This is a genomic window from Sinomicrobium weinanense, from assembly GCF_018863395.1.
Classification (GTDB): domain Bacteria; phylum Bacteroidota; class Bacteroidia; order Flavobacteriales; family Flavobacteriaceae; genus Sinomicrobium; species Sinomicrobium weinanense.
Window position 1 is genome coordinate 601,986 of sequence record NZ_JAHKRR010000002.1, and the last position, 26,086, is coordinate 628,071.

General features: G+C 45.5%; 25 protein-coding genes. 13 read left to right on the plus strand and 12 right to left on the minus strand.

Going from position 1 to position 26,086, the window contains the following annotated elements; all coding sequences use genetic code 11:
• Positions 1-8 precede the first annotated feature (8 nt).
• Complete coding sequence (locus KN811_RS08075; protein WP_187964647.1) at positions 9-1,031, minus strand: L-dopachrome tautomerase-related protein; 1,023 nt, start codon at positions 1,029-1,031, stop codon at positions 9-11.
• A gap of 86 nt (positions 1,032-1,117) precedes the next feature.
• On the opposite strand from KN811_RS08075, the gene KN811_RS08080 reads away from it, so the two are divergent.
• On the plus strand, positions 1,118-1,498 hold the full coding sequence (locus tag KN811_RS08080) for a winged helix-turn-helix transcriptional regulator (RefSeq protein ID WP_187964646.1): 381 nt from the start codon (positions 1,118-1,120) through the stop codon (positions 1,496-1,498).
• A gap of 40 nt (positions 1,499-1,538) precedes the next feature.
• Here the strand turns inward: KN811_RS08080 and obgE are convergent, their stop codons facing one another.
• From obgE to KN811_RS08095, 3 genes are all read right to left on the minus strand, one after another.
• Positions 1,539-2,549: a GTPase ObgE gene (obgE, locus tag KN811_RS08085; RefSeq protein WP_187964645.1), complete on the minus strand. Its 1,011-nt coding sequence runs from the start codon at positions 2,547-2,549 to the stop codon at positions 1,539-1,541.
• Between the two features lie 57 nt (positions 2,550-2,606).
• On the minus strand, positions 2,607-3,734 hold the full coding sequence (locus tag KN811_RS08090) for an adenylate kinase (RefSeq protein WP_187964644.1): 1,128 nt from the start codon (positions 3,732-3,734) through the stop codon (positions 2,607-2,609).
• A 174-nt stretch (positions 3,735-3,908) separates the two neighbouring features.
• Positions 3,909-4,541: a (4Fe-4S)-binding protein gene (locus tag KN811_RS08095; protein WP_187964643.1), complete on the minus strand. Its 633-nt coding sequence runs from the start codon at positions 4,539-4,541 to the stop codon at positions 3,909-3,911.
• A gap of 404 nt (positions 4,542-4,945) precedes the next feature.
• Here KN811_RS08095 and KN811_RS08100 point away from each other — a divergent pair, with 404 nt between their 5' ends.
• The 3 genes from KN811_RS08100 to KN811_RS08110 are packed head-to-tail and all read left to right on the plus strand — an operon-like array spanning position 4,946 to position 6,543.
• Positions 4,946-5,458 (plus strand): YdeI/OmpD-associated family protein, encoded by a 513-nt coding sequence (locus tag KN811_RS08100; protein WP_187964642.1) that lies wholly within the window; start codon positions 4,946-4,948, stop codon positions 5,456-5,458.
• Complete coding sequence (locus tag KN811_RS08105; RefSeq protein WP_187964641.1) at positions 5,455-5,943, plus strand: GNAT family N-acetyltransferase; 489 nt, start codon at positions 5,455-5,457, stop codon at positions 5,941-5,943. Before KN811_RS08100 ends, KN811_RS08105 begins: the two co-directional genes overlap by 4 nt.
• Positions 5,944-5,973: 30 nt before the next feature.
• Positions 5,974-6,543 (plus strand): uracil-DNA glycosylase family protein, encoded by a 570-nt coding sequence (locus KN811_RS08110; RefSeq protein ID WP_187964640.1) that lies wholly within the window; start codon positions 5,974-5,976, stop codon positions 6,541-6,543.
• 109 nt (positions 6,544-6,652) lie between these two features.
• Here the strand turns inward: KN811_RS08110 and KN811_RS08115 are convergent, their stop codons facing one another.
• Complete coding sequence (locus tag KN811_RS08115) at positions 6,653-7,066, minus strand: DoxX family protein (protein WP_187964639.1); 414 nt, start codon at positions 7,064-7,066, stop codon at positions 6,653-6,655.
• Between the two features lie 121 nt (positions 7,067-7,187).
• Between KN811_RS08115 and KN811_RS08120 the strand changes: the two genes are divergently transcribed.
• The 4 genes from KN811_RS08120 (at position 7,188) to KN811_RS08135 (ending at position 14,014) form a co-directional block, all read left to right on the plus strand.
• Positions 7,188-7,526, plus strand: coding sequence for a winged helix-turn-helix transcriptional regulator (locus KN811_RS08120; RefSeq protein WP_187964638.1), 339 nt, complete (start codon positions 7,188-7,190; stop codon positions 7,524-7,526).
• Between the two features lie 215 nt (positions 7,527-7,741).
• Positions 7,742-10,126 (plus strand): TonB-dependent receptor, encoded by a 2,385-nt coding sequence (locus KN811_RS08125; protein WP_187964637.1) that lies wholly within the window; start codon positions 7,742-7,744, stop codon positions 10,124-10,126.
• A 103-nt stretch (positions 10,127-10,229) separates the two neighbouring features.
• Positions 10,230-11,357: a PepSY-associated TM helix domain-containing protein gene (locus tag KN811_RS08130; protein WP_187964636.1), complete on the plus strand. Its 1,128-nt coding sequence runs from the start codon at positions 10,230-10,232 to the stop codon at positions 11,355-11,357.
• Positions 11,358-11,608: 251 nt separating this feature from the next.
• Positions 11,609-14,014: a TonB-dependent receptor gene (locus KN811_RS08135; RefSeq protein WP_187964635.1), complete on the plus strand. Its 2,406-nt coding sequence runs from the start codon at positions 11,609-11,611 to the stop codon at positions 14,012-14,014.
• A 186-nt stretch (positions 14,015-14,200) separates the two neighbouring features.
• Here KN811_RS08135 and KN811_RS08140 read toward each other — a convergent pair whose 3' ends face one another.
• Positions 14,201-14,821, minus strand: coding sequence for an NUDIX hydrolase (locus KN811_RS08140; protein ID WP_187964634.1), 621 nt, complete (start codon positions 14,819-14,821; stop codon positions 14,201-14,203).
• Positions 14,822-14,969: 148 nt separating this feature from the next.
• On the opposite strand from KN811_RS08140, the gene pepT reads away from it, so the two are divergent.
• Positions 14,970-16,202 (plus strand): peptidase T, encoded by a 1,233-nt coding sequence (gene pepT, locus KN811_RS08145; RefSeq protein WP_187964633.1) that lies wholly within the window; start codon positions 14,970-14,972, stop codon positions 16,200-16,202.
• Between the two features lie 53 nt (positions 16,203-16,255).
• Positions 16,256-16,843 carry a YdeI/OmpD-associated family protein gene (locus KN811_RS08150; protein ID WP_187964632.1) on the plus strand — a complete coding sequence of 196 codons (588 nt, stop codon included), beginning with the start codon at positions 16,256-16,258 and terminating at the stop codon, positions 16,841-16,843.
• 69 nt (positions 16,844-16,912) lie between these two features.
• Here the strand turns inward: KN811_RS08150 and yajC are convergent, their stop codons facing one another.
• The 4 genes from yajC to KN811_RS08170 all read right to left on the minus strand — a co-directional run bounded on the left by yajC (position 16,913) and on the right by KN811_RS08170 (position 20,171).
• Complete coding sequence (gene yajC / locus KN811_RS08155) at positions 16,913-17,233, minus strand: preprotein translocase subunit YajC (RefSeq protein WP_187964631.1); 321 nt, start codon at positions 17,231-17,233, stop codon at positions 16,913-16,915.
• Between the two features lie 32 nt (positions 17,234-17,265).
• Positions 17,266-17,715, minus strand: coding sequence for a DUF1573 domain-containing protein (locus KN811_RS08160; protein WP_187964630.1), 450 nt, complete (start codon positions 17,713-17,715; stop codon positions 17,266-17,268).
• Between the two features lie 64 nt (positions 17,716-17,779).
• Entirely contained in the window at positions 17,780-18,691 is a 912-nt protein-coding gene (gene nusB / locus KN811_RS08165; RefSeq protein ID WP_247716434.1) for a transcription antitermination factor NusB, read from the minus strand.
• Between the two features lie 376 nt (positions 18,692-19,067).
• The gene (locus tag KN811_RS08170) at positions 19,068-20,171 is read right to left on the minus strand and encodes a Glu/Leu/Phe/Val family dehydrogenase (RefSeq protein ID WP_187966521.1); all 1,104 of its coding nucleotides are present in this window, start codon (positions 20,169-20,171) and stop codon (positions 19,068-19,070) included.
• Positions 20,172-20,311: 140 nt separating this feature from the next.
• Here KN811_RS08170 and KN811_RS08175 point away from each other — a divergent pair, with 140 nt between their 5' ends.
• The 3 genes from KN811_RS08175 to KN811_RS08185 all read left to right on the plus strand — a co-directional run bounded on the left by KN811_RS08175 (position 20,312) and on the right by KN811_RS08185 (position 25,119).
• On the plus strand, positions 20,312-22,069 hold the full coding sequence (locus tag KN811_RS08175; RefSeq protein ID WP_187966520.1) for an ABC transporter ATP-binding protein: 1,758 nt from the start codon (positions 20,312-20,314) through the stop codon (positions 22,067-22,069).
• An 82-nt stretch (positions 22,070-22,151) separates the two neighbouring features.
• Positions 22,152-22,520 carry a PUR family DNA/RNA-binding protein gene (locus KN811_RS08180; protein ID WP_187966519.1) on the plus strand — a complete coding sequence of 123 codons (369 nt, stop codon included), beginning with the start codon at positions 22,152-22,154 and terminating at the stop codon, positions 22,518-22,520.
• 85 nt (positions 22,521-22,605) lie between these two features.
• Complete coding sequence (locus KN811_RS08185; protein ID WP_187966518.1) at positions 22,606-25,119, plus strand: M14 family zinc carboxypeptidase; 2,514 nt, start codon at positions 22,606-22,608, stop codon at positions 25,117-25,119.
• A gap of 30 nt (positions 25,120-25,149) precedes the next feature.
• On the opposite strand, the gene KN811_RS08190 is transcribed toward KN811_RS08185, so the two are convergent.
• Both KN811_RS08190 and KN811_RS08195 read right to left on the minus strand, forming a co-directional pair.
• Positions 25,150-25,485 (minus strand): tRNA-binding protein, encoded by a 336-nt coding sequence (locus KN811_RS08190; protein ID WP_187966517.1) that lies wholly within the window; start codon positions 25,483-25,485, stop codon positions 25,150-25,152.
• A gap of 260 nt (positions 25,486-25,745) precedes the next feature.
• The gene (locus KN811_RS08195; protein WP_187966516.1) at positions 25,746-26,048 is read right to left on the minus strand and encodes a phosphoribosylpyrophosphate synthetase; all 303 of its coding nucleotides are present in this window, start codon (positions 26,046-26,048) and stop codon (positions 25,746-25,748) included.
• Between the last annotated feature and the right edge of the window lie 38 nt (positions 26,049-26,086).

Consider the following 26,086-nt stretch of genomic DNA (forward strand, 5'->3'; position numbering starts at 1 on the left):
CAGACTATCTACTCCGGAAGTTTCACTTTGTTAATGGTAAACTCCATATCGTCAATACTCCCTTCTACTTCATGTATCCTCGAATTGGTATAGTACAAATAGCCATCGTAAACACCAAAAGTGTCCGCCCATCGGACATCTTCTCCTTCCACCAGGGTCTCAATGGTTTTACGGTCCGGCGCCAGATATTGGATCTTATTGTTTTCAAGGTCGGCAAAATAGAGGTTCCCCCTTTTGTCTATGATCATTCCGTCGGGTGCAGCAGTCTTTATTTTAAAAGGTTTTACGGTCTTCAACTTTTCCGGATCCAGCAGGTCTTCGGTCTTTATCCCGTAAAGCGTATATCCCGTCAATGCATGGAAATAGAGTACATCATTTTTAGTGTCCAGTGCAATCCCATCCGAATGCACTTCAGCCTTCAAGGGTTTATCACCAAAAGTAAGATGGTCCGCTTCTGCCGTTGTAAACCGATGTCCGTCCAGCACCCTGGTAAAAGTACGGTTCCGTTTATCTACGATGATCAGCCCCGGCCTTTTGGAATCTGTTAGATATATCTTATCCTTTTTGACATCTACCCTCAGGTCATTTACATAGGAATCTTCTTTTACCACGCCGTCCGGCAGTACATAAGTATCTTTTAAGGTATCGTTCCCGAGATCATATACATAGATTTTTGGCGAAGTAATAATCCCGGAAAACATGGGATTGGCAGTTTCCAAAACATACAGCTCCTCCCCGCTGGCCACTACGGACTGTATACCAATAAATTTTTCACCTGCCGGATCGCCCACCTCCCAGGAATTTACAGTTTTATCCGGATAGGGTTTATAGTTTCCATCGGGAAAAACCTCTACAATTGAAAAGGGCACACCTTTCCTCCACCTGGGGAAATTAGCAAAAATCCTTCCGCTTTCGGTTACGGTAACGCCGGTTACCTGAACTCCTTTAAAGGAAGCCACTCCAATAACACTGCTTTGTGCTTTTAAAATAACAGGAAAAATAAGGACTAAAACGATAAATGATCTTTTCATTTTTTATACTATAAAAATTATAGTTGCAAAACTAAATACAGTTAAATAGCTTTGCAATAACTATCCAAAAGGATAGGTGGTAAAAAATGGGACTGATCTGCGAAACAGAGTTATATAAGATAGGAGACAAACTGTACCCGTGTGGCACCAGTATCACCATGGCATTTATAGGTGGAAAGTGGAAAACGGTGATCCTGTCTCACCTGAAACAAGGGACTATGCGGTATAGCGAGCTTCGGAAAAAACTCCCGGTCATCACGGAAAGGACACTCAGCATTCAGCTAAAACAGATGGAGGAGGACGGTATTGTAAACCGTAAAGTATACACCTCAAAACCCCCGTTAAAGGTAGAATATTCGCTTACGGATTTTGGCAGAACACTTATCCCCGTACTGGAAGTTATTGCAGGCTGGGGAGATCAATTTGCCGAAAAAAACGCCCGGATAGTGAAAAACGACAGGCTATAACCTGTGTTTTTTTCTTTTCTCGAACCCCAATATAACCCGCTCACACTTCCTCTTTATTCAGCATCTCCCACAGCTTGTCTTTCAGTTCCTGCATCCCCTGCTGGGCTACGGAAGAAATGAACATATAGGACACACCATCAAAAGCATCGGTGAGCTCCTTTTGGACCTCGGCTTTCAGCTCATCGTCGAGCATATCCGATTTGGAGATGGCAATAAAACGGTCCTTGTCGAGCATTTCGGGATTGTAACGGCGGAGTTCGTCCAGTAATATCCCGTATTCTTTTTTAATATCCTTACTGTCCGCCGGAATCAGGAACAACAGGGTTGAATTTCTTTCTATATGGCGCAGAAAATAATGCCCGAGGCCTTTCCCTTCGGCAGCACCTTCTATGATCCCGGGAATATCTGCCATGACAAAGGTCTGAAAATCCCGGTGCTGTACGATGCCCAGGTTGGGCTTTAGCGTAGTAAATTCGTAATCGGCGATCTTGGGCCTGGCTGCGGTCATTACAGAAAGGAGGGTTGATTTTCCCGCATTCGGAAAGCCTACAAGACCGACATCGGCCAGGACCTTCAGTTCCAGGGTTATATTCTTTTCTTCTCCTTCCAGTCCGGGTTGCGCATAGCGGGGAGTCTGGTTGGTAGCACTTTTGAAATGCCAGTTACCCAGTCCGCCCTTACCTCCCCGGGCTATCACTTTTTCTTCACCGTCCCCGGTAATTTCCAAAAGGGTCTTTCCCGTCTCGGTATCCTTGACCACCGTTCCCAGGGGAACATCCATATAGGTATCCTCTCCATCTGCCCCCGTACTGCGGTTTTTACTTCCGTCTCCCCCGTGGCCTGCCTTGAAGTGTTTCTTGAACTTAAAATTAAAAAGTGTCCAGAGGTTTTTATTTCCCCGGATAATAACGTGTCCGCCCCGCCCGCCGTCACCGCCATCGGGACCTCCCTTGGCTACGTACTTTTCCCGGTGCAAATGGGCAGACCCCTTGCCTCCTTTTCCGGAGGACACATATATTTTTACATAATCTACAAAATTCCCCTCCGTCATCTTCTTGCCGTGGCTTTTTTAAATAAAATTAATGCAAAGGTACAAAGTCCTGTACCCCTACCCTTTGACCACCTCCAGGTTTTCGATAACCCCGGAAAGACGTGTGGTGATCTCTTCTATGGAACCGATGCCGTTAACACTGAAAAACTTGCCCTGTTCCTTGTAATAATTCATCAAAGGCGCTGTTTTTTTGTTGTACTCTTCGAAACGGTTCCTTATTTTTTCTTCGTCCTGGTCGTCGCTTCTCCCGCTTATTTTTCCCCTTTCGAGCAGGCGGTTGATCAGCACCTCGTCATCAGCTTCCAGGGCTATGGTAGCATTGACCTCCATTCCTTCGGTGTGCAACAGGTTGTCCAGGGCTTCGGCCTGGGCGGTTGTTCTTGGAAAACCATCAAAAATAAACCCTCGGGCACCTATGTTTTTTTCCACTTCGGCCTGTAACATATTTATGGTCACCTCATCGGGCACCAATCCTCCCGCATCGATATAGGTCTTGGCCAGTTTGCCAAGCTCGGTTTCGTTCTTGATGTTGTAGCGAAACACCTCTCCGGTAGAAATGTGTACCAGATTATATTTTTCCTTTAAAAAAGCTGCCTGTGTTCCTTTTCCCGCTCCGGGTTTTCCAAAGAGCACTAAATTTATCATGTCTTTTTCTTTTAATTGATATATTTCGGGCAGGTTCCTTCCCAGGCCGTCGTAGTCCAGTCCGTAACCTACGATAAACCTGTTGGGAAGCTCCATCCCTATGTAATCTATTTTTAATTGCTGTTTATATGCTTCGGGTTTGTAAAACAATGTAGCTACTCTCAGGCCCTTGATCTTCATGCCCGAAAATATGCGGTGTATCTCCACCAGGGTGTTCCCTGTATCCACGATATCTTCCAGCACTACAACCGTCCTGCCTTCCAGGTTTTCACTCAGGCCTACGAGCTGTTGTACCCGCCCGGAAGAAGAGGTGCCGCTGTAAGAAGCTAATTTAACAAAAGATATTTCACAGTCTTCCGGATATTGTTTTAAAAAATCGGCCGCGAACATAAAAGCGCCGTTGAGGATGGCCACAAATACAGGTACCTCGCCCTTCAGGTCTGCGCAGACGTCTTGCGTCAGGCGTCCTATAGCCGCGTCGATCTCTGCGGAAGATATAAAAGGTTCAAAGTATTTGTCGTGAAGTTTTATAATTCCCATTCAAAAAATATCTTCAAAAAACCAGCTTGTTACGTTTATAAAGGGACAAATATACTATATTTTTCAGACGGAGGATGGGTGACCGGTGACCGAAGTTTTTATAACTGTGTTTTTTAAACAAACGAAAGCTGTCATGTGATCTTTGACAGGCTTTATTACATCAAAACAAATGCCTTACGGCTCCTTTTTGATGGAAAGCGCACCGGAAGGGCATTTTCCTACCTGCTCCACGATCTTATCCACAGGAGCGCCATCCATGTTCACCCACGGATGTTTTTTGGGATTGAACACCGAATACAGCCCGCGCCAGCACTTTTCCGAATGGATGCACAGATTGGGCTTCCAGACCACGGTAGTACCTTCTTTGGTATATTCCTTAACGATGCCTTCGTCCAGTTTATCCACTTTTTCCAGGGTCATTTCCACGTTTTGCTTCAGCATAAGGCTTACAGGGCATTTTTCACCGATCTCCATGAGGCGGTCTTCCTGCTCTTTCGGAAGCTCTTTTTCAAAGACCACTTCTTTCTTTATTTTCTGTCGTATCCCGTCATTACCCATCACGGACAACCGGGAGGCGTGCACCTTTATCTTCCCTACGTCCCATCCCTTGCGTTGGGCATACATTCGCATGGTTATCGCAGTACAGGAAGCCAAAGCCCCCAGCAAATAATCGGTAGGTGAAGGTTGTTTGTCCTTGCCGCCCGCACTCACAGGTTCGTCCACATAAAACACATGTTTACTGGTAATTACCTGTGTAAAATAATCATCCAGGCCGTTACTGGCCACCGCTTCGTTCTTTTTTGCCATGATTTTTTGTGTTTGATATTCTTTGGTTGCTGTATTTTACAAGATACGATAAAATTTGAAGGGAGGGGGAGAGTTTTGGAGTTGGGGAGTTTTTGGGTGCAATATAACAAGGGGAGCCCCCTCTGCCCTGGTATCCCTTACTTCGGCTTTAGTTTATCCTCAGCTCGCCTGCACTGAGCTTGTCGAAGTGCCGAAGGGCTCAGCACAGGTAAAGGGAGAATACGTATCTTTTAAACCTTATTTTTTTATTCCTGCATTACAATATTGGACACTCAGTCTCCATGTCACCCGGTCCCCTTGTCGCCAAGTCAATAAAATTGACGGACTTTACCTAAAAACAACTCCTAATTCCATAAGAATCCATATTTTTATATCGCCAAACACAGCACTGAAAAACACAACACATGGCACCCAAACCCTTAGTGGACAAAAAATACCTGCTGGAAAAATTTCCGGGTAAAGGCGGATGGACCTACGCAGCCCTCCCCGAGATTAACCAGCAAAGGGACAAATATTTCGGAATGCTCCGGGTATATGGCGAAATAGACGGGCATCCGCTTACCGGAAAGACCCTGATGCCCAAAGGAAACGGTATAATGTTCCTGCCCGTAAATGCATCTGTCCGTAAGGCCATCGGCAAAGGTGAAGGCGATCATGTACACCTGAAATTATATCCGGAAAAACCCTTTGCTGAGGAAAAGGCCGTAGATTTTTCTTCAGGCACCCCTCTTAAAATCCCGGAAGACATCATGGATTGTTTTAAAACAGAACCCCCTGAAGCCTATCGGAACTTTCAGCATTTGCCGGAAGATCAAAAACGACACTGGTTGCAATGGATATATGAGGTAAAGCAGGAAGACAGCCGTGCCGAAAGGATTGTAAAAATGATGGACAACCTTTTATACAGCACCAGATGAGCCGTAAACTGACTTATACTGCCGCCACACCGGAAGACCACGAACTCCTTACCCGGACCGCCAGGACCTCCAAGCAATACTGGGGCTATGCCGATCATCTGATGAAGTTATGGCAGGAAGAATTGACCATAAGCCCGGACTATATCACCCGAAATGATGTGATAAAAATAGAAGGGACACAGGGTTTTATCGGTTTTTATGCCCTGGTAGACAAAGAAAAGGGGCACTGGGAAGTAGACCATTTCTGGTTACTGCCCGATTACATCAGGAAAGGATATGGCACACGGATATTTGAGCATATCCTGAAACACATCAAGGAAAAGGGCGGCAGATCCGTATCACTGGCCTCCGACCCTCATGCCAAAGGGTTTTACGACAAAATGGGCGGCTCCGTCATTCAGCGCGAACCGAGTAAGGTTCCCGGTCGCTTCCTCGATGTTTACGAATTCCGGGTAAAAAAGAAGGACAGATCTTTCAAGGAATAGCACTAACGGCAAAAGGACACCAATAACAATATGGAACAACTGCTCAAAGATATCAGGAGCTGTCAGGTATGTGCCCCGCACCTGGAGCTGGGCCCCAACCCCGTACTGACCGCACATCCCGACAGCAAAATTGTGATCATCGGCCAGGCTCCCGGTGCCATCGTGCACAAAAGCGGCATTCCGTGGGATGACAAAAGCGGGGACAACCTCCGGCAATGGATGCAGATCGACAGGGACACTTTTTACAATGCCGAAGAAGTGGCGTTGATCCCCATGGGTTTCTGCTATCCGGGCAAAGGAAAATCGGGTGACCTTCCGCCCCGGAAGGAATGTGCCCCGCTGTGGCACCCTGCCCTCTGGAAGCAGATGAAACAGGTAAAACTCATCCTGCTTATCGGCGCCTATGCCCAGGGATACTATTTGCAGGACCTGAAAAAAAAGACCCTCACCGAAACCGTAAAGAACTTCGAGGAATACCTTCCGAAATACTTTGTACTGCCCCATCCCTCTCCGAGAAATAACATATGGAGGGCCAAAAATCCGTGGTTTGACAAAGAGGTAATCCCCCGGTTAAGAAGTAAAATCAAGGAATGCCTGTAAACAGTATGTGACACGTACTTTCCTGTTTTTATAAGATCGGCTTTTCCCCTCAACAAAATATCACCGGCAGACTAACTTTAAGGGATTGTTCCCGGTTCAGCCTTCAGCATTATTTTGCTCTGGTCATTATCGGCTCCTTTTTCGATCTTCCCCAGGCAATGAACACAGCTATAATACCAAAACAGATGTTTATGCCGATCTGAGAGGCCTCTCCCCTTAAAATATGAAAAACACCTGCTGCCATCATCAGGGCTACCACTCCATAGGCGGCAAAAACAGTGAGCCGGGGCCGGATGCGAAACAGTGCCGGAAAGACCAATCCCACCGCGGCCGATAGATCCAGTATTCCTGTCAGGATGACCAACCCGGAATTATCGGCCGTCCAGGGCCACATTTCAACTAATTTATCAGCAGGCTGAAATAGCTTCATCACTCCTGCCCAGATAAGCACAGCAGCTAAAATCACTTGTGCTATCCAAAGGATAATGTGCATTGTTCCCCATGTTTTTTGTTCATTTGTCATGGTCGTATATCTTTTAGATTTTATAAAAACAAAATTATCTATATTTGCTTTCCATCAGATAGTACTTTCCCCATGGATAGCACTATCCAATGAGAAAGTAATGTAATCCAAAACAGAAGTTATGCTGTCAAAAGGCGGTTGCCCGAAAACCATGCTTTCCATCAGGGATGCACTCGAAACACTGGAAGGAAAGTGGAAACTGCTTATCCTGTTTTCCCTGTCGGAAGGCCCGAAGCGGTTTAAACAGATATCCAGGGATGTCCCCGGAATAACAGACAAAACACTTTCCAAAGAGCTGAAAAGACTCGAAACCCACCAACTCATCCTAAGAGAAGTCTTCAACACTTTTCCCCCGACCGTTCAATATTCCATTACAGCACACGGAATGTCACTCGAAAAACTATTGGATGAATTGCATTACTGGGGACTGTTACATCGAAAAGAGATCATAGGAAAGTAACATTCTTTTCAAACGCAAAGCGATCTGCCTGCCCCCTCTAATAATGCACAAATGACCATTTGCTTCTATGGGTATAAAAAAATTTAACATTCCGTAAGGATTTCATTATCAATCGATCATAATACACTATTCGAATTTATTCTAAATAAAGTTTACTCTTCCGCGAATACACCCTATTTTTGCCAGCAATTTATAATGAGTCTAAGTAAGGATCTATGAAAAAAGCATTATTTATTGCGCTCTTATGTTGTTTGGGCACAACCTATGCACAGCAATCAGGAACCGTAAAGGGACAAGTAACCACGGCAGACAACGAGCCTATCCCTTATGCCAGTGTTTTTATTAATAAAATTCAGAAAGGTGTTTCGGCTGATGAGCAGGGGTATTTCAGCATTTATAATGTCCCCTATGGAAACTGGATTTTACAGGCCAGTGCCGTGGGCTTTGTAAGTGCCTCCACAACCATATCGGTCGATCGACAGGAGCTTTCGGGCGTTACGTTCAGCCTGGACTTAGACAACCATCTGAATGCGGTAGAAGTTTTCGGTAACCGCTACCAGCATCCCGATAAGATCGAAGCCCTGACCCGGCTACCGCTGGAACCTTACGAGCAAATACAAAGTATTTCGGTCATCGGTGAAAAACTGATTGAAGACCAGGGAGCCCTGACCATTTCCGAAGCCACCAAAAACGTACCGGGGGTATATACTTTTGCTACCTACGGCAACAAAAGAGAAAGTATGTCTTCCCGCGGATTCAGGGGTATTCCCATTCTGAAGAACGGGGTGCGTGTACACTCGGATTTCAGGGGCGTGGGTATCCTGACCGACATGCAGGGCGTGGACAATATCCAGGTCCTTAAGGGAGCAGCATCCATCACCCAGGGGGTGGCCACCGACCTGGGAAGCCCCGGGGGGATTATCAATATCGTTACCAAAACCCCTAAATATCGCTTTGGCGGACAGGCCTCCCTCCGGGTGGGCAGCTACGGACAGGTACGCCCTACCTTTGATGTTTACGGCCCGCTTAACGAGAAAAAGAACGTGGCCTTCAGGATCAACGGAGCACTGGAACGTGCAGACAGCTATCGCCGCGGCATTTCTTCCGAACGTTTTTACATCAATCCTTCATTGCAATGGCGTATTGACGACAAGACCAAGGTAACCCTGGAAATGGATTATTTTGACGACAGCCGGACCCCTGATATGGGAACAGTAAACCTGAACGAAAACGATGTCAATGCCATTTACGACCTGCCCCATAACCAGTTTTTAGGGTTTAAGAACGATAAATCCATTACCAAGAACAGTTCTTACAGTATCCGTTTCGACCGGGCCTTAAGCGACAAACTTACCTTAAAAGGAGCTTTTTATAAATCGCACCTCGACCTGAACGATAAGGGGGCCGGTTTCGGAAGAGGCTCCATTGAAGCAGGAGGGGAAACACAATACAATCTCAGGCAGAGAAGTTACTCCACATCAACCCGGAAAGACGACAACAGCGTATTGCAGTTCGACCTGATCGGCGATGATATTTATACCGGGAGCATTAAACACACCTTCCAGGTAGGCTTCGATTACAGGGCTTCGAAATACGCCACCCGCAGCCAGTCTTCCGGCACCATCGACACTATTGATGTATTTGCCCAAAATACCAACAGGCTTCCAGGCGGACTGGAGTTAGGAGAAGCAAGCACCAACGGAGGCGAAACAAAATCCATCGGTTTTGTAGCCCAGGACGTCATCACCTGGACCGACTGGTTTAAAACTTTCATAGGTTTACGTTACAGCTCTACCGAAACCATTGCCGAAGTAGAGAACACCACCAGCGAAGCCTTTAACCCGTTGGCAGGAGTTATCTTCTCACCCATTAAGAACATCAACATTTTTGCTTCATACACTAACAGTTCCTACCCCAGAACTGCCGCACGCCTCGGGAAAAACGGGGAAGAACTGGGCAACGAACGCTATGACCAGCTCGAAGCCGGGGTAAAGACCACCTGGCTGGACGACCGTTTACGTTTTAACCTCACCCTGTTTAAGATCAACAACAAAGACATTAACCTCGCGGTTTATGACGAAACCTGGACCAATATCCTTTACTACGAAAAAGGAGGAAATGACCAGCGACAGGGGATAGAAGCAGAACTTACCGGAAGGCCCCTGGAAAACCTGGAAGTCATTGCCGGATACTCCTATATCGATGCCCGGTATAAGGAACACAACGCCTATGTTTATGGTTCAGCCCCTCTAAACACTCCGAAACATACCGCCAATCTGTATGCCAACTATTTGTTCAAAGGAAACCTGGAAGGACTTTCTGTGGGCGCAGGAGCATATTATACCGGAAAAAGGCCCATTAACGACTGGAGTTCGGGAGCGGTGACTCACGAAGGTATCGTACCCAATCAAAAACCTTTCGATGTTAAAGAATATACCCTGGTTAACTTCCAGGCAGGATACAAGATCGACGACAACTGGGGGGTGCGCTTCCTCGTTAACAACCTGTTCAATGAAATAGGTTATAATGCATACAGGACAAGTTTCATCAACCAGACAGATCCGAGAACATTTGCCGGAGTGGTGACCTATACCTTTTAATATTATTTTTTGAATTTCTTATCCATAAGGTGTGGTATCATTTGGCCACACCTTATTCTGGTTTTATCGTATAACCGTTTGGCAACAACTAATCCATGGAACTATGAAGAAGAAAAAGAAAAAATACACCTTCAGGAAGTTTATCAATGATGTGCACTTATGGCTCGGCCTTATAAGCGGTATCATCCTGTTTTTAGTTTGCCTGAGCGGAACGATCTTAACTTTTGAAGAGGAGATCAAGGCGGCATTTACGGAAGAGATAACCGTAGCCCCCGACCAGGAACAAACCCTGCCCGTGGCCGTACTAAACGAAAAAGTAAAGGACAAAGGAACATTATTGAGTGTCAGTATTTCTCCCGAAAAAACGACTCCGTACGCGTTCAGAATAAAAACTTCCGAAAAAGACCGGCGGGGCACCACTTTTTATGTGGATCAATATACCGGAAAGGTCTATGACCAGCCCACTTCTTCCCTGGACGAATTTTTCTGGTCCATGTTCAGGCTTCACCGTTGGTTGTTGCTGGATTCGAGCATAGGAAGGCCCATTGTAGGGATTGCCACGCTTATCTTTGTTGTACTTTCCATCTCAGGTATTGTGCTTTGGTTTCCCAAAAGGCTCAGGTGGAAAAACATTAAACCGGGCTTTAAGATCAAATGGTCTGCCAACTGGAAACGCATCAACCACGACCTGCACAATACCCTGGGTTTTTATGCCTGTATTTTTATTGTTATCATGGCGCTTACCGGCCTGTGCTGGTCTTTTGCGTGGTACAGGGATGCAGGAAGCGCCGTGCTGGGAGCCAAAATATTTGGCGGCCGCGGTGGTGGCCCCAAAGTAGAATCGGTGGCCAAACCTGCTTCGGAGGAAAAAACTTTTGAAGATATTTATCGTATCACCGGTGAAGAGTTGCCTTTTGAAGGTGAGACCACAGTCTCTGTTCCCAATGGCCCGAAAGACACCTATGCCATAACGAAATATCACACTTCCGGTTTTACTCCCGTTGCTGCCGACAAGCTGGTTATCGACAGGGATGGCAGCATTCTGAAAAAGGAAATTTTTGCCGATAAACCCCTTAATGTACGAATTGTATCGTTGATCAGGCCCATACATATGGGAACAGTGTTCGGCACATTCTCCAAGATCATTTATTTTATCACCTGCCTCATTGCCACCAGCCTGCCCATTACCGGTACCATTATCTGGATCAATAAAATGAAGAAGAAAAAATAAGTAAAAACCACTCCAGAAAAAACGCTGAAACACTAAATACTTTCTTTACCTCTCAGCACCTATACAAGACACTGGCACGAGCCTCCGGACTCGTGCCCTATCCTTTCCAAAACTCCCTCCTATCTACTGTTAAAAACTGTTAAACCCATCTTTCTTTTGTAACACTTTCCTCCTTTCTTCGTCTTTTCATCACATGCCGGACAAGAAAACGGTATAACAATCATCATCAATCAAAAAACTAAAATCAACCCATGAGACACGTATTCACATGGTGTGCATTGCTCATTTCCTATGCACTCAGCGCACAAGCATCCGCAGAACCCACTTCTCTTTCAAGATCGGGGACCATTACGGGTAAGATCATTGACAAGGTCTTACAAGACCCCATCCCCTATGCATCGGTAGTGGCACGGTCTGCCAAAGACAACGAAATACTGACCGGGGGCATCACCCGGGACGACGGAACATTTCTGCTCAAAGGCCTGCCGGATGGGCCGATAGTCTTCGAAGTACAGTATATAGGCTACCAGACCTATCACCGCCAGCTAACCATTCCTTCCAACAGCCACAAGATAAACCTGGGCACCATAGCCCTGGAAGAGAACGTCGCCGAGCTGGAAGGCGTGGACGTAGTGGCCGAACGCTCCACCATAGAACAAAAGATCGACCGAAAGGTTATCAATGTAGGGAAAGACCTTACCACCACGGGCGCAACGGCTTCGGAGATCATGAATAACCTTCCGTCGGTAAATGTAGACCAGGACGGCAACCTCTCCCTCAGGGGCAATGAGAATGTCAGGGTTATGGTAGACGGCAAGCTCTCTAATGTTCCGGTAGCCCAGCTCTTAAAACAGATCCCGTCCACTTCTATCAAGAAGATCGAGCTTATTACCAACCCTTCGGCCAAGTACAATCCGGAAGGAATGAGCGGTATTATCAATATTGTATTGCACAAAAACGCCAATATCGGGTTTAACGGAAACGTCAACCTGGGGCTTACCAAGGCAAACAGGGCCAAATTCAACTCATCCGTAGACCTCAACTACCGTAACGGAAAATTTAATCTCTACGGTAGCTATGGCAACAACATCGGGAAGTACAAAAACAAGGGCAGGCTCTTCCGCAACGAGGAAAACCTGGAGCAGAAGTTCTCCTTTCTCAACAATCGCAAATCGCATCTCTATAAAGTGGGGTTGGATTTTTACCTGAACGACAAGAACACCATTTCTGTTTTTACCAACCAGAACACTTTTGACGGTAAGGGCGCCGGGGAAACGAACATCTTCTATCACGACAACGAAGCCAACAATCTTTTCCAATCCATGGATGAAGAAAACTCCAACCGCAGCCAGCAATACAATTTCGATTATAAACGGGACTTTGCCAAGGAAGGGCATAACATAGAACTGGAAGTGGACTATAACCGCTTTAAGGACGATCAAACCATGGACAACCGTTTCAGAGGCCCCTCACAGTTCCCGGATTATATAGACAATACAGATACAAAAAGAGAACAGACCACGGTAAATCTCGATTATGTAAACCCCTTGTCGGAAAAATCCAAACTGGAACTGGGTACGGAAGCCAGGTTATTTGAAACCAACCTGGGCTTTAACTCCAACGGAATGTCTTTCAATGCCGATGGTGAACTGATCCCCACCCCCAGCACGATTTTCGATTACAGCATGGACATTTATTCTGCTTATGCCACTTTCGGGCAGAATTTCGATAAATGGTCGTACCAGGTGGGTGCGCGTGTTGAAAATGTAGAGGTAAAAGCAGATACAAACACCGTCAGGGCCTTTACCGATAAATACACCCAGCTATATCCTTCGGCCTACGTAACCTATTCGCCGAGCGAAAAGAACCAGTACCAGGTGAGCTTTAGCCGCAGGGTGGACCGTCCCGGTATAGGCCAGGTAAACCCCATACGGAAATGGAGCACCCCGCTGATTTCCGAATTCGGTAACGAAAGCCTCAAACCCCAGTTTACCAATTCCATAGAAGCCAATTATACAAGGCGACTGAAAAACGGAAGTATCACCGGCGGGGTTTTCTACCGAAAAATCGAAGACGAAATAAACCACGCCCTGTACATAGACCCGCTGGACGAAAACAAGCTGATCGTCTCCTATGACAATTTTGACGACAATTCGTCCTATGGCCTGGAAATATCCGGGAACTACAAACCCGTAAAATGGTGGAACTTCAATACCAGTTTCGACCTGTTCTCCCAGACACAGAAAGGATATGTAGGCACGGAATATGTTGAAGTGGACAACACGGCCTACAACTTCCGTATGAACAACAATTTTACAGTGACCAAGAAACTGACCCTTTCCGTTTTCGGATTCTACCGGGGCAAGAACAAATCGCTCCAGTTCGACGCCAAATCCATGTATTTCGTAAATACCGGGGCACGATATAGCTTTGCCGATGGCAAGGGAACCTTAAGCCTCAACATCAACGATATCTTCAATACCATGCGGTTTGCCTTTGACAGTGAACGGCCTTTTGTACAGACCGGAAGATTCAACTGGGAAAGCAATTCGGCTTACCTCGGGCTGTCTTACCGCTTCGGAAGCGGCAAAAACAGGCAGGTTGAACGCAAGAACAGAGATGACAACACCAAGGACGACGGCGGAGGGCTTATGTAGTATTAAAATGGTGTGATAAAAAAAATGCCTGAAAAGTTTTGAACCCCGTCATGCTGGACTTGTTTCAGCATCCCATCCCGCTCATCGGACGATTGGGATGAGAACCTGAAACAACCCTTTGACCGTGCTCAGGGTAACAGTTCAGGTTGACGTATAGGCTACTTTTCAGGCATTCTTTTTTTATCCCTAATCAAAATAAGGCACATTATCTCCGGAAACCACTTTTTCGTACAGCATTTCGATCTGGTTTTTCAGTATACGGTCGCCCGAGAGTTCGGGGAGTTCATCTATTTTAAAGTAACCTACATCCAGGACATCAAAACTTTTCTTCAGCTCTCCCGACAGTATCTTACAATAGAATACGATCTTGTACACATAAAAAGGTTGCGGCGGATGCGGATGTTTCTTTTTGTCCATCACAGCCAGCAGCCTTTCCGTTTTCACATCAAGGCCTGTTTCTTCCTTAAATTCCTTCACCGCGGTTTCCGAAGCCGTATAGCCCACATCTGCCCAGCCGCCGGGCAATGACCATTTACCATCGGCACTCTCCTTTACCAGTAATATTTTATGGTCGGCAGAAAGCGCCAGTCCGCGTACATCCACCTTGGCGGTAGGATAATCCTTTGCCGGGGGAAACATCTGCTGCAGGTCTTCTTTCCCGTGACCTGTATACAGCTCTAATAGTTCCATATTAATATCCCTGAGTTCTTCATACCGTTCTATATCGTAGTTATCTTTGGCGTACAGTAGCCCCGTATCTGAAATAGCCTGTACCCTTTTTAATAGATTCAGAAATTTGTCCTGCATTATTTTATGATTTTGTTATTTTCTCAAATTACCCTATTTCTTACAAAACATCCAAGTAAATCTATCGTTAATCGAATGCCCCCCATGTCGGGCCGCTAAATTTTAAATTTATACCTAATAATAGTACTTTCGTAAAAAATATCGCCACATGCAAGACATTATAGACCGATTTATCAGCTATGTAACCATCGACACCCAATCCGATCCCGAATCCAGCACCACTCCGAGTACGGCCAAACAATGGATACTGGCCAACCGCCTTGTGGAAGAACTGAAAGGCATAGGCATGCAGGACGTTTCCGTGGATGAGAACGGTTATGTCATGGCCACACTACCCTCCAATGTAGACCACGAAGTCCCGGTGATCGGTTTTGTTTCGCATATGGACACCTCACCCGATTTTAACGGCACCAACGTAAAGCCAAGGGTCATCGAAAAATACAACGGTAAAGACATTGTTCTGAATGAAGAAGAAAATATTATCCTTTCTTCCCGTTATTTTGAAGACCTGCTACAATACAAAGGGCAAACACTGATCGTCACAGACGGCAAAACCCTTCTGGGAGCGGATGACAAGGCCGGGATCACCGAAATAGTCACGGCGATGGAATACCTTGTCCGGAATCCTGAAATAAAACACGGAAAAATACGTATTTGTTTTACGCCCGACGAGGAGATAGGCCGCGGAGCCAGTAAATTCAATGTGGAAAAATTCGGCGCGGAGTGGGCCTACACCATGGATGGCAGCCAGATCGGCGAACTGGAATACGAGAACTTCAATGCGGCTGGCGTGAAGATCACCATTAAAGGGAAAAGTGTACACCCCGGCTATGCCAAGGGAAAAATGGTCAATTCCCTGCTTATTGCCAATCAGTTTGCCAATATGCTCCCTCCCGCAGAGACTCCGCAACACACGGAAGGTACGGAAGGTTTTTTCCACTTTTACAGCATACGGGGCGATGTGGAGAACACGACATTGGAAGGCATTGTCCGCGACCATGATTTCGACAAGTTCGAGGCCCGGAAAGAATTGTTGCAAAAGATCACCAACGAGCTGAACTTTAAAAACGGCAATGCCATTACACTGGAGATCAAGGACCAGTATTACAATATGCGGGAAAAGATAGAGCCCGTTTTTCACATCGTAGAGATCGCAGAACAGGCTATGAAGGATGTGGGCATCTCACCCATCATCAAACCCATACGGGGCGGTACGGACGGCTCACAACTGTCTTATATGGGGCTCCCCTGTCCCAATATCTTTGCGGGCGGGCATAATTTTCACGGTAAATACGAATATGTCCCTGTGCAGAGTATGCAGAAAGCTGTGGAAGTCATCGTCAAAATTGCCGAACTCACTTCAAATAAATATCAGGAGTAGATGTAGCCACGAAGGCACTAAAAACCACCCTCCACCAACCAAAACACAAAAAAATGGAAAAGACAACATCTGCAGAAGCCTACCTGCAAAAGCACCAAAAGCGGTATAAGGAACTCGAAACACTAAGGAATATCCTTAAGAACTCCGAATTGCAGGAAACCATCAAATGGGGGTGCCCCACCTATACCATAAACGGGAAGAACGTTGTGGGTTTTGCTGCCTTTAAAGAACATATAGCCCTGTGGTTCTACAATGGTGCCCTCCTTAAAGACAAATACAAGGTCTTGATAAACGCCCAGGAAGGTAAAACCAAAGCCCTGCGCCAATGGCGGTTTACTGCCGGGGAGGAAATGGAAGAAGATAAAATAAGGCAATATGTAGAAGAAGCCATTGCCAATCAAAAACAGGGAAAGGAAATAAAACCGGAAAAAAAGGAGCTGACCATTCCCCCGGAACTCCTTCAAAAATTACAGGAAGACAAAAACTTTCACGAAAAATTTAACACCCTTACTCCCTACAAACAACGGGAATATGCCGAATACATACAGGAAGCCAAAAGAGAAGCCACCAGATACAGCCGCCTGGAAAAAATAATACCGCTTATCCTTGAAGGCAAAGGGTTACATGATAAATACAGATGATCCCTCTTCTAAAATGCAAAAAGCCACTTTCGAAAAAGTGGCTTTTAACCTTATAAAAGTCCTTAAAGATTACTTCTTATTGTCTTTCGCTGCCGGTTTGGTTTTGTCCGATGCCGGGGCATTTAATTTTGCACTCATTTCCATAGAAATGGCAGAACGTTCGAACTTGATCTTCCCGGCCAGGGTTTCTATGATACATGAATTGTCACTGTCATTCAGGTCTATGACCTTTCCGTGCATACCGCTTTTGGTGACCACTTTATCCCCTTTCTTCAGTTCAGCTGCAAATTTCTTTTCCTGTTTCTGACGTTTGATCTGTGGCCGGATCATAAAAAAATAGATCACCACAAACATCAGTAAAAAGGGGGCTAATGAATTAATTGATTCCATATAGTTGTTTAAAATTTTTCATTTGGAGGGCCTTACTTACCCGGTTCTTCTACAAAGGCCTTGATCTTCACCAGTTCACTTCCTTTTTCCGTGTTGGTAGTTACCGTAACGGTCTTGGAGACCTGGTTTATGCCGGAACCGTTATATTTTACCACTAATTCACCCGTCTCTCCCGGAGCGATCGGCTCGTCTTTGTGAAATTCCGGGACCGTACACCCGCAGCTACTGCTCGCATTAGTGATGATCAGGGGGGCATTACCGGTATTGGTGAATTTAAATACGGTTTCCACGGCAGTTCCCCGTTGGATGGTACCAAAATCGTGTTCCTTTTTTTCAAATTCTATCACGGGTAACTTCTTGGCGGCTTCGTCCCTTACAGCAGCCTGTGCTACATTTTCGGCTTTTATTTTGCTGGTGGCATCTTTTTTACAGGATGTAAAGACCGTTGCTACAAGTGCTATGGTCAACAAAACTCTTTTCATATCACTCTTTATTTTTCAGATTAACAGATTATTTTTTTGATTACGGGCATAAAAATAAGGATTATTACATTAATCCTCTCCCTACTTTGTTCAATTTATTCCGGGCTCCGAAATCTTTTACGATCTTGTCAAGTATACCGTTTATGAATATACTGCTCTTCGGGGTGGAGTATTCCTTGGCTATTTCCAGATATTCATTGATCGTTACCTTGACAGGAATGGACGGGAATTTCAGAAACTCACAGATGGCCATTTTCAGCAGAACCTCGTCTACCTCCGCGATCCTGTCGGTATCCCAGTTCGGGGTTTTGCCGGATAGTTCTTTTTGCAGCATTTCTTCGTTGAGCACGGTTTTCCTGAAAAGTTCCCTGGAATACTTCCGGTCTTCCTCATCCTTGTACAGGCGAGGTAGGAAATAGCCTTCGTTGTCCTTTGGCTTTACTTTCCGTAACAACTTCAGGATAAATGTATTGATCAGGGGGAGGTCGTCTACCCAGGTGAGGTTGTAATCCTCAATATAGTCGTACAGCTTTTCGTTGGGTGCGATGATCTCCTTGTACAGGTCCTGTAAAAACTCCTTGTCTTCCTGAAAGGAGGAATCCCTGGTAGACATGTATTTCTTATACAGGTCACTCTCTTCCATGGCCACACACAGCACCTTCACGTATTCCTCGTCCAGATACCAGTTATTGACTTTCCTCGACTCCAGTTCATCAGTCAGAAGGAGATTGTTGACCAGCAGGGCCATTACCTTATTATCCACAAATTTCCGGTTGGGATTTTTTTCTTCTTCCGTAGCGAGGTATTTTTTCTCAGAAGCGGTAAGTCTGTAAGCAGCCATTTTCTGCATCTCCACCATCAGGCTTATGAGCACCAGGTAGAGGTTGTACATATTCTCCATACTTGTGGAAAGGAATTTCTCCTCCTTGTCCAGATCCGTTTTTTCGGATTGAGTCAACGCGTAAATCGACTGCATTACTTTAACGCGAATATGTCGTCTTGTTAACATATCTAAAGAACCTACCATTAAAAAATTAAGGCGAAAGAGGTATTCTTCCGCCTTGCAAAAATAAGGGTTTCCATTTTCAAATTCCAAGTTTTTTCTGTTACTAAATTGAAATCTGACGTATTACTGTCAAATTCAGATACTGTCTAAGTTTTCTTTTTGGAATATTTTTACAGTATATTTTTCATCAGAACCTGTCCCGGAGTACCGAAACCAGGGTGTTTTTCGGTATCCTGGCAGGATGATCTGAGATTGATGAAAAATTAAATAAGATTGATCTTAAATCTTCCATCAATCCCCCTCAATCTTACGGTATAACCGGATCAATCTCCCATCAATCTGTTCCTTATGCTCCTTTTTCCTTCTTCCGGGCATCGATCCTGCCTTGTGCTACCTGTAAGGCAGACTCGTGTGTGGTGCATCCGTTTTTCTCGGAATGGGCAAAGATCTCCCCGGTCGTATTATAGATATTTTCGGTTTTTCGTATGATCTCTTCTTTACCATAGCCCTCGAGCTCGGCATAAACATTGATAATCCCTCCCGCATTGATCAGGAAATCCGGGGCATAGGCAATCCCCCTCTCTTTAAGGATGGCGCCGTGTTTGGTTTCATCCGCAAGCTGGTTATTGGCCGCTCCTGCTATAACCCTGGCATTTATTTTGTGTACGGTATTGTCATTTATGGTGGCCCCGAGTGCACAGGGGGCATAAATATCCACTTCGGCAGCATACAGGTCATCTCCTGCATATACCACAGCGCCGTATTTATCGCTCACTTCCTGCAAACGGGCTTCGTTGATATCGGAAATAAATACCCTGGCCCCCTCTTGTGTAAGGTGGTCTACAAGAGATTCGCCTACGTGGCCTATGCCCTGTACAAGTACTTTTTTACCTTCCAGTTTGTCCGTACCGAATTTGAAGCCAGCAGCGGCTTTCATTCCCATATACACTCCGTATGCCGTGATGGGCGAAGGGTTTCCGGCCCCTCCTTTGGATTCAGACACTCCGGTAACATAAGGTGTTACTTCTTTTACGATGTCCATATCGGCAGTTTCCATGCCCACATCTTCTGCCGTGATATATTTACCTCCAAGAGAATCTACGAATGCTCCGAATTTCCGCATCAGCCCGGGCGTTTTCTGGGTTTTGGCATCACCTATGATCACCGCTTTTCCGCCACCGAGGTTCAACCCGGTAACTGCAGATTTATAGGTCATTCCCCTGGACAGCCGAAGCACGTCGTTCAAGGCTTCCCATTCGTTGTTGTACCGCCACATCCTGGTTCCACCCAGTGCCGGACCTAATACTGTATTGTGAATACCAATAATTGCTTTTAATCCTGTATCTTTGTCGTTACAGAACACAATTTGCTCATGATCGTCAAAGGAAAGTTGACCAAAGACCGGGTCAACTTTTTTAAGTTCATCAGAACGTAACATATCTGTCGTCATTACTCTTTGGAATTAGATGATTTCGATTTTTGATAATTTGATAAAATTATCATACAAAAATACGAAAAAATTGATGATTTATAAAAAACAAAAGGGTTTGAGTGTCGATTTGTCAAAATAACCTTTCTTTTCGGATTTTTATGAAGGAATTAAAATACATTAACAAATACTTTAAAAAATATAAGGTAAAACTCCTTATCGGCGTAATAATCACCATCATAGCCCGGATCTTCTCATTGGTAATGCCTCCTTATGTCAGCAAATCCATCGCTGCGGTAGAAGATTTCCTCTCCACCCCGGGTGCGGACAAGGCCGCCCTGCAGTCCACCCTGCTGACCTATATTCTCATCATAGTAGGGTCTACCCTGTTATCGGCTTTCTTTACCTTTCTGATGAGACAGACCATTATCAATGTTTCCCGCTACATTGAATTTGACCTTAAAAACGAGATATTCCGGCATTACGAAAAGCTGTCGCTGAACTTTTACAAAAAGAACCGCACGGGTGACCTGATGAACCGGATCAGCGAGGATGTAAACCAGGTGCGTATGTATGCGGGGCCCGCCGTAATGTACAGTATACAAACCCTGACCCTGTTCGTATGTGTCGTACCCATTATGTTCTACAAGTCACCTTCCATGGCCTTTTACAGCCTTATTCCCCTGCCTTTTCTCTCCTATCTTATCTACCGGATTAGCAAGGTCATCCATAAAAGGAGTACGGTGGTACAGCAATACCTTTCCACCCTGTCTACCTTTTCTCAGGAGACCTTTTCGGGAATCTTTGTGATCAAGGCCTACAATATAGAACCCCGTATAAACAGGGAAACCGAGGTCATTGCCGAGGACGGGAGAAGGAAGAGCATGTCCCTGGCCCGCGTGGATGCCTGGTTTATGCCGTTAATGACCCTGCTCATAGGGATTAGCAGTACCATAGCCATTTATGTAGGAGGTAACCAGTATATCAAAGGAGAGATAGAAACCGTGGGGATCATCGCAGAATTCATTATCTATATTACCATGCTCACCTGGCCCGTGGTCATCGTGGGATGGCTGACCTCTACGGTGCAAAGGGCGGAAGCCTCTCAAAAACGGATCAATGAGTTTCTGAACACCGTGCCCCAGATTCAGAATCACAACCCGGAACCTACCCCGATCGGCGGAAAAATAGAATTCAGGAATGTTTCCTTTACTTATGAAGACACCAACATCACCGCCATCAACAAGCTGTCTTTCACACTCAACCGCGGGGAGACCCTGGCCATCATCGGTAAGACCGGGTCCGGGAAATCCACGGTACTCGACCTCATCGGCAGGCTGTATGATGTTTCGGAGGGAGAGATCCTCATTGACGATGTACCCCTGAAACAACTGAACCTGTACGATGTACGAAAAGCCCTGGGCACAGTTCCCCAAGAAGCCTTCCTGTTCTCTGACAGCATAAAGAACAACATCAGGTTCGGCAAGGCAGATGCCACAGACCAGGAAGTCATCGATGCAGCCAAACGGGCCGAAGTGCATAAAAACATTGTGAAGTTCACCAAAAAATACGATACGGTACTCGGAGAAAGGGGCATTACCCTCAGCGGTGGGCAAAAACAGCGGGTATCTATTGCCAGGGCCCTGCTCAAAGACCCGGAGATCTTCCTGTTTGACGACTGCCTCTCCGCGGTAGATACCGAAACCGAAGAAAAGATATTGAAACACCTCAACAAGGTATCGAAGGAGAAAACCACCATTATTGTGAGCCACAGGATCTCCTCGGCCCGGAATGCCGATAAGATCATCGTTCTGGAGGATGGTTCCATTGCCCAGCAAGGCACTCATAATCAACTTATAAATACAGAAGGGCAATACAAAGATCTGTACCTGACCCAGCTTTCGGAAAAAGAAATGTAAGTTTTTTGTTGCTTCATTTCATTTTTTTTCACATTTTTGGTTCTGTTTAACTATACAACTAATTTTTAAGATTAGAGGGATTATGAGTGAAAAAGGTTTACTAGAGAAAGATGAAATATTCTCGAAAGTACTACGAGCCGGACGGAGAACTTATTTCTTTGATGTAAGGGAGACCAAAGCTGGAGATTACTACCTCACCATTACTGAGAGTAAAAAATTCACACATGATGACGGTTCTTTCCATTACAAAAAGCACAAGATCTACCTATACAAAGAAGATTTTGATGCTTTTAAAGATATTTTAGTGGAAATGACTGATTATGTTATAGAAGAAAAAGGAGAAGAAGTAATTTCCGAACGTCATCAAAAAGACTTTAAGAAGGAACCCGTAGACTCCAACGGAGAATCCTCATCTGAAAATTTTACAGACCTTAGTTTTGACGACATATAAGCGTTAAAACTTTTCTAAAATGACCAACCGCTTCCTTAAAAAGAAGCGGTTTTTTTATATTTACTTTTCGCTAACTAACATAATCATGAAAAAATTACTACTTCTGCTTTTTACCGTAACGCAATGTGTGCGTGCACAGGCTCCTGAGGACCTCAGCTATTATTTACCTCAGAACATTTCATACAATACCGATATCCCCACCCCGAAAAGTGTTATAGGCCATGAAGTGGGCGAATGGCACGTCACCCACGACAAACTGGTGGAATACATGAAAACACTGGCAGAGGCCTCAGACCGGATCAGCATAGAAGACCGGGGTACTACCTACGAAGGCCGTCCGCTCCTTCTCCTGACCATCACCTCCCCGGAAAACCACCGCAATATCGAAAACATCCGCCGGGAACACCTAAAATTATCGGAACCGGGGAGCGGAAGCCTCAGCACGGGCGATATGCCCGTTGTTGTTTATCAGGGTTTTTCCATTCATGGCAATGAACCCAGCGGTTCCAATGCCGCACTGGTCGCAGCATACTACCTTGCAGCAGGCGAAAGCCCGGAGATCGACGAAATACTGGACCACACCGTGATCCTGTTCGACCCCTGTTTCAATCCCGACGGACTGCAACGTTTTGCATACTGGGCCAACACCAACAAGAGCAGGAACCTGAACCCGGACAAAAACGAAAGGGAATACCATGAAGTATGGCCCGGCGGGAGAACCAATCACTATTGGTTTGACATGAACCGCGACTGGCTGCCCGTACAACTTCCGGAAAGCAGGGCCAGGATAGCAACCTACCATCGCTGGCTGCCCAATATTCTTACCGATCATCACGAAATGGGCACCAATTCCACCTTCTTCTTTCAACCCGGAGAACCCAACAGGGTACACCCGCTTACTCCCCAAATGAACCAGGAACTCACCAAACAGATCGGCAAATTCCATATAAAAGCGCTGAACAACATCGGTTCGCTTTACTATTCCGAAGAAAACTACGATGACTTTTTCTATGGCAAGGGATCCACTTTTCCCGACATCAATGGAGGGATCGGCATACTGTTCGAACAAGGCAGCTCCAGGGGGCATATACAGGAAAGCGACAACGGCCTCCTCACCTTCCCCTTTACCATAAGAAATCAGTTCACTACTGCTCTTTCTACTTTAGAAGCCGCCAGCAATATGCGAAAACAATTGCTCGACTATCAGCGCAGCTTCTATACCGACACCCGTAGCCAGGCCTCCAAAGGCAAAGGAAAAGCCCTGGTGTTCGGCGATGAAAAAGACGCGGCAAAAGCCTATCACCTTGCAGAGATACTGAAACGGCAGCAGATAAAGGTCTATGACCTGGCCGGCGATTTTACCGAGAACAAAAAACACTATAAGGAAGGCTTCGCCTATATGGTACCTAAAAACCAGAAAAACATCAAACTCATCGAAGCCATGTTTGAGACCCGTACGGAGTTTACAGACAGCCTTTTTTACGACATTTCTTCCTGGACCTTCCCCCTGGCCTTTGACCTGGATTACGGAGAAACAGCCCTTTCTCATGCGGGTCAGGAAATCTCCGATCTCCGGTTAAGAGAGGGAAAAATAAACCGTCAAAGCAATTATGCCTACCTGTTGGAATGGCATGAATACTATACTCCAAAAGCACTCTACCAGATACTTCGCAAAGGGATCAGGGCTAAGGTCGGAAAAACCCCTTTTACGATCGAAGACAGGGAATATGATTACGGTACCATAATGATCCCCGTACAAAACCAGAAAATGGACAGCGGGGCACTCTATGTGTTTTTACAGAAAGTTGCGGAAGAAAGCCATCTGGAAATAGATGGTGTCTCCACCGGTCATGCCGTGGGAAGCGACCTGGGCAGCAACCAGTTCAAAACCCTCGAAATGCCCCAGGTGGCCATGCTTACGGGCAATGGGATCTCTCCGTATGATGCAGGAGAAATATGGCATCTTTTCGACCAGCGCTATGATATACCCATTACCAAGATCGACGAAAGTTATTTTAACCGGGTGAATCTCGACAAATACAATGTTTTAATCCTTACCAGCACCCGGGGAAGCCTCAATACCGATATCAAAGAAAAACTTCAGACCTGGGTAAAAAACGGCGGTGTATTAATCGGTTACAGACAGGCCGTTAACTGGTTAAAAAACAATGAATTTATAGATCCTGAACTGAGAAAAAAAGAGATCACGGCCAAAGATGTAACCTACGAACAGCAACAGGACTTCCGCGGTGCCCAGGTAACGGGAGGTGCCATTTTTGAAGCGGATGTCGACAGGTCGCATCCCATAAATTTCGGGTACAAAAACGATAAGATCGCCTTGTTCAGAAACACCAATATCTTTATGGAGCCGGATGAACAAAGCTATAACAACCCCATAATATATACCGACGATCCCCTGCTCAGCGGATACATCTCTGAAGAGAACCTGGAGCAACTCAAAGGCTCTGTCCCTTTTAAAGTCTTCAGGTCGGGAAAAGGCAAGGTAATCATCTTTACGGATAACACCAATTTCAGGGCATTCTGGTATGGCACCAACAAGCTCTTGATGAATGCCATTTTCTTCAATAAGCTGATGTAATTGTGAGTTTTTATATGGGCCGGGATCGCATCAGGCGATCCTGAGCCCGTTTTTTACCTTGAAATCCGGGGATAACAATACCACATCGCCTTCCTCGCCTACTGCTCCAACCACCAGGCATTCGCTCATAAAGTTGGCGATCTGTTTTTTAGGAAAGTTTACCACAGCGACTATCTGCCTGTTCAGCAGATTCTCTTTTTTATATCGTTGGGTGATCTGTGCCGAAGATTTTCTGATACCGATCTCATCACCAAAATCGATGACTATTTGATATGCAGGTTTCCGGGCTTTTGGGAAGTCGTTCACTTCCACGATAGTCCCCACCCGTATATCTACTTTTTCAAAATCGTTCCAGGATATTTCCATAGTAAGCAAGTTTTAGAAAAACATCAAACTTAGCATAAGAAATATCCAAATCCAAATAATTTAATCAGGAAAAAAAGGTATAGCGATAAGTATGGAACTTATTTCCTTTTATTGTTAAATTGTCCCGTCCTGTTGGTCTCAGGAAGATTTTTTATCCCCTCCCCAATCCTCCCCCAGGGGGAGGGAGTATATTTAGAAAAGAAAAACTATGTAAACAGAGATTTGGTTCCTCCCCTTAGGGGAGGTTAGGAGGAGATAAATCAGTGAATACGGAGCTTATCCATCATTTCCCGGGATATATTTCCCGAATATACGCCATAAGCATCCAGCAAAAGACCTTTTTCTCCTTTGGCCGTTTCGATGGCATAGAGTACCGAATTGTCATCCGGGTTGGTACTGCCTTCAAAGCGGTACATCATTAACACATTGAGGTCTTCGGCAGGGATATGACTGTCCTTCTGCCTGTTCTTTACTCCTTTGTCCTGGAGATTGTAGTCTTGTGTAAAGCCTTCTTTTTTGAGCTCGTCGATGGCTTCTGACAAAGTATCATAAGCATTTTTCATGGGTTCCGGATTTACAGATTATTCTGAATATCAGTCTC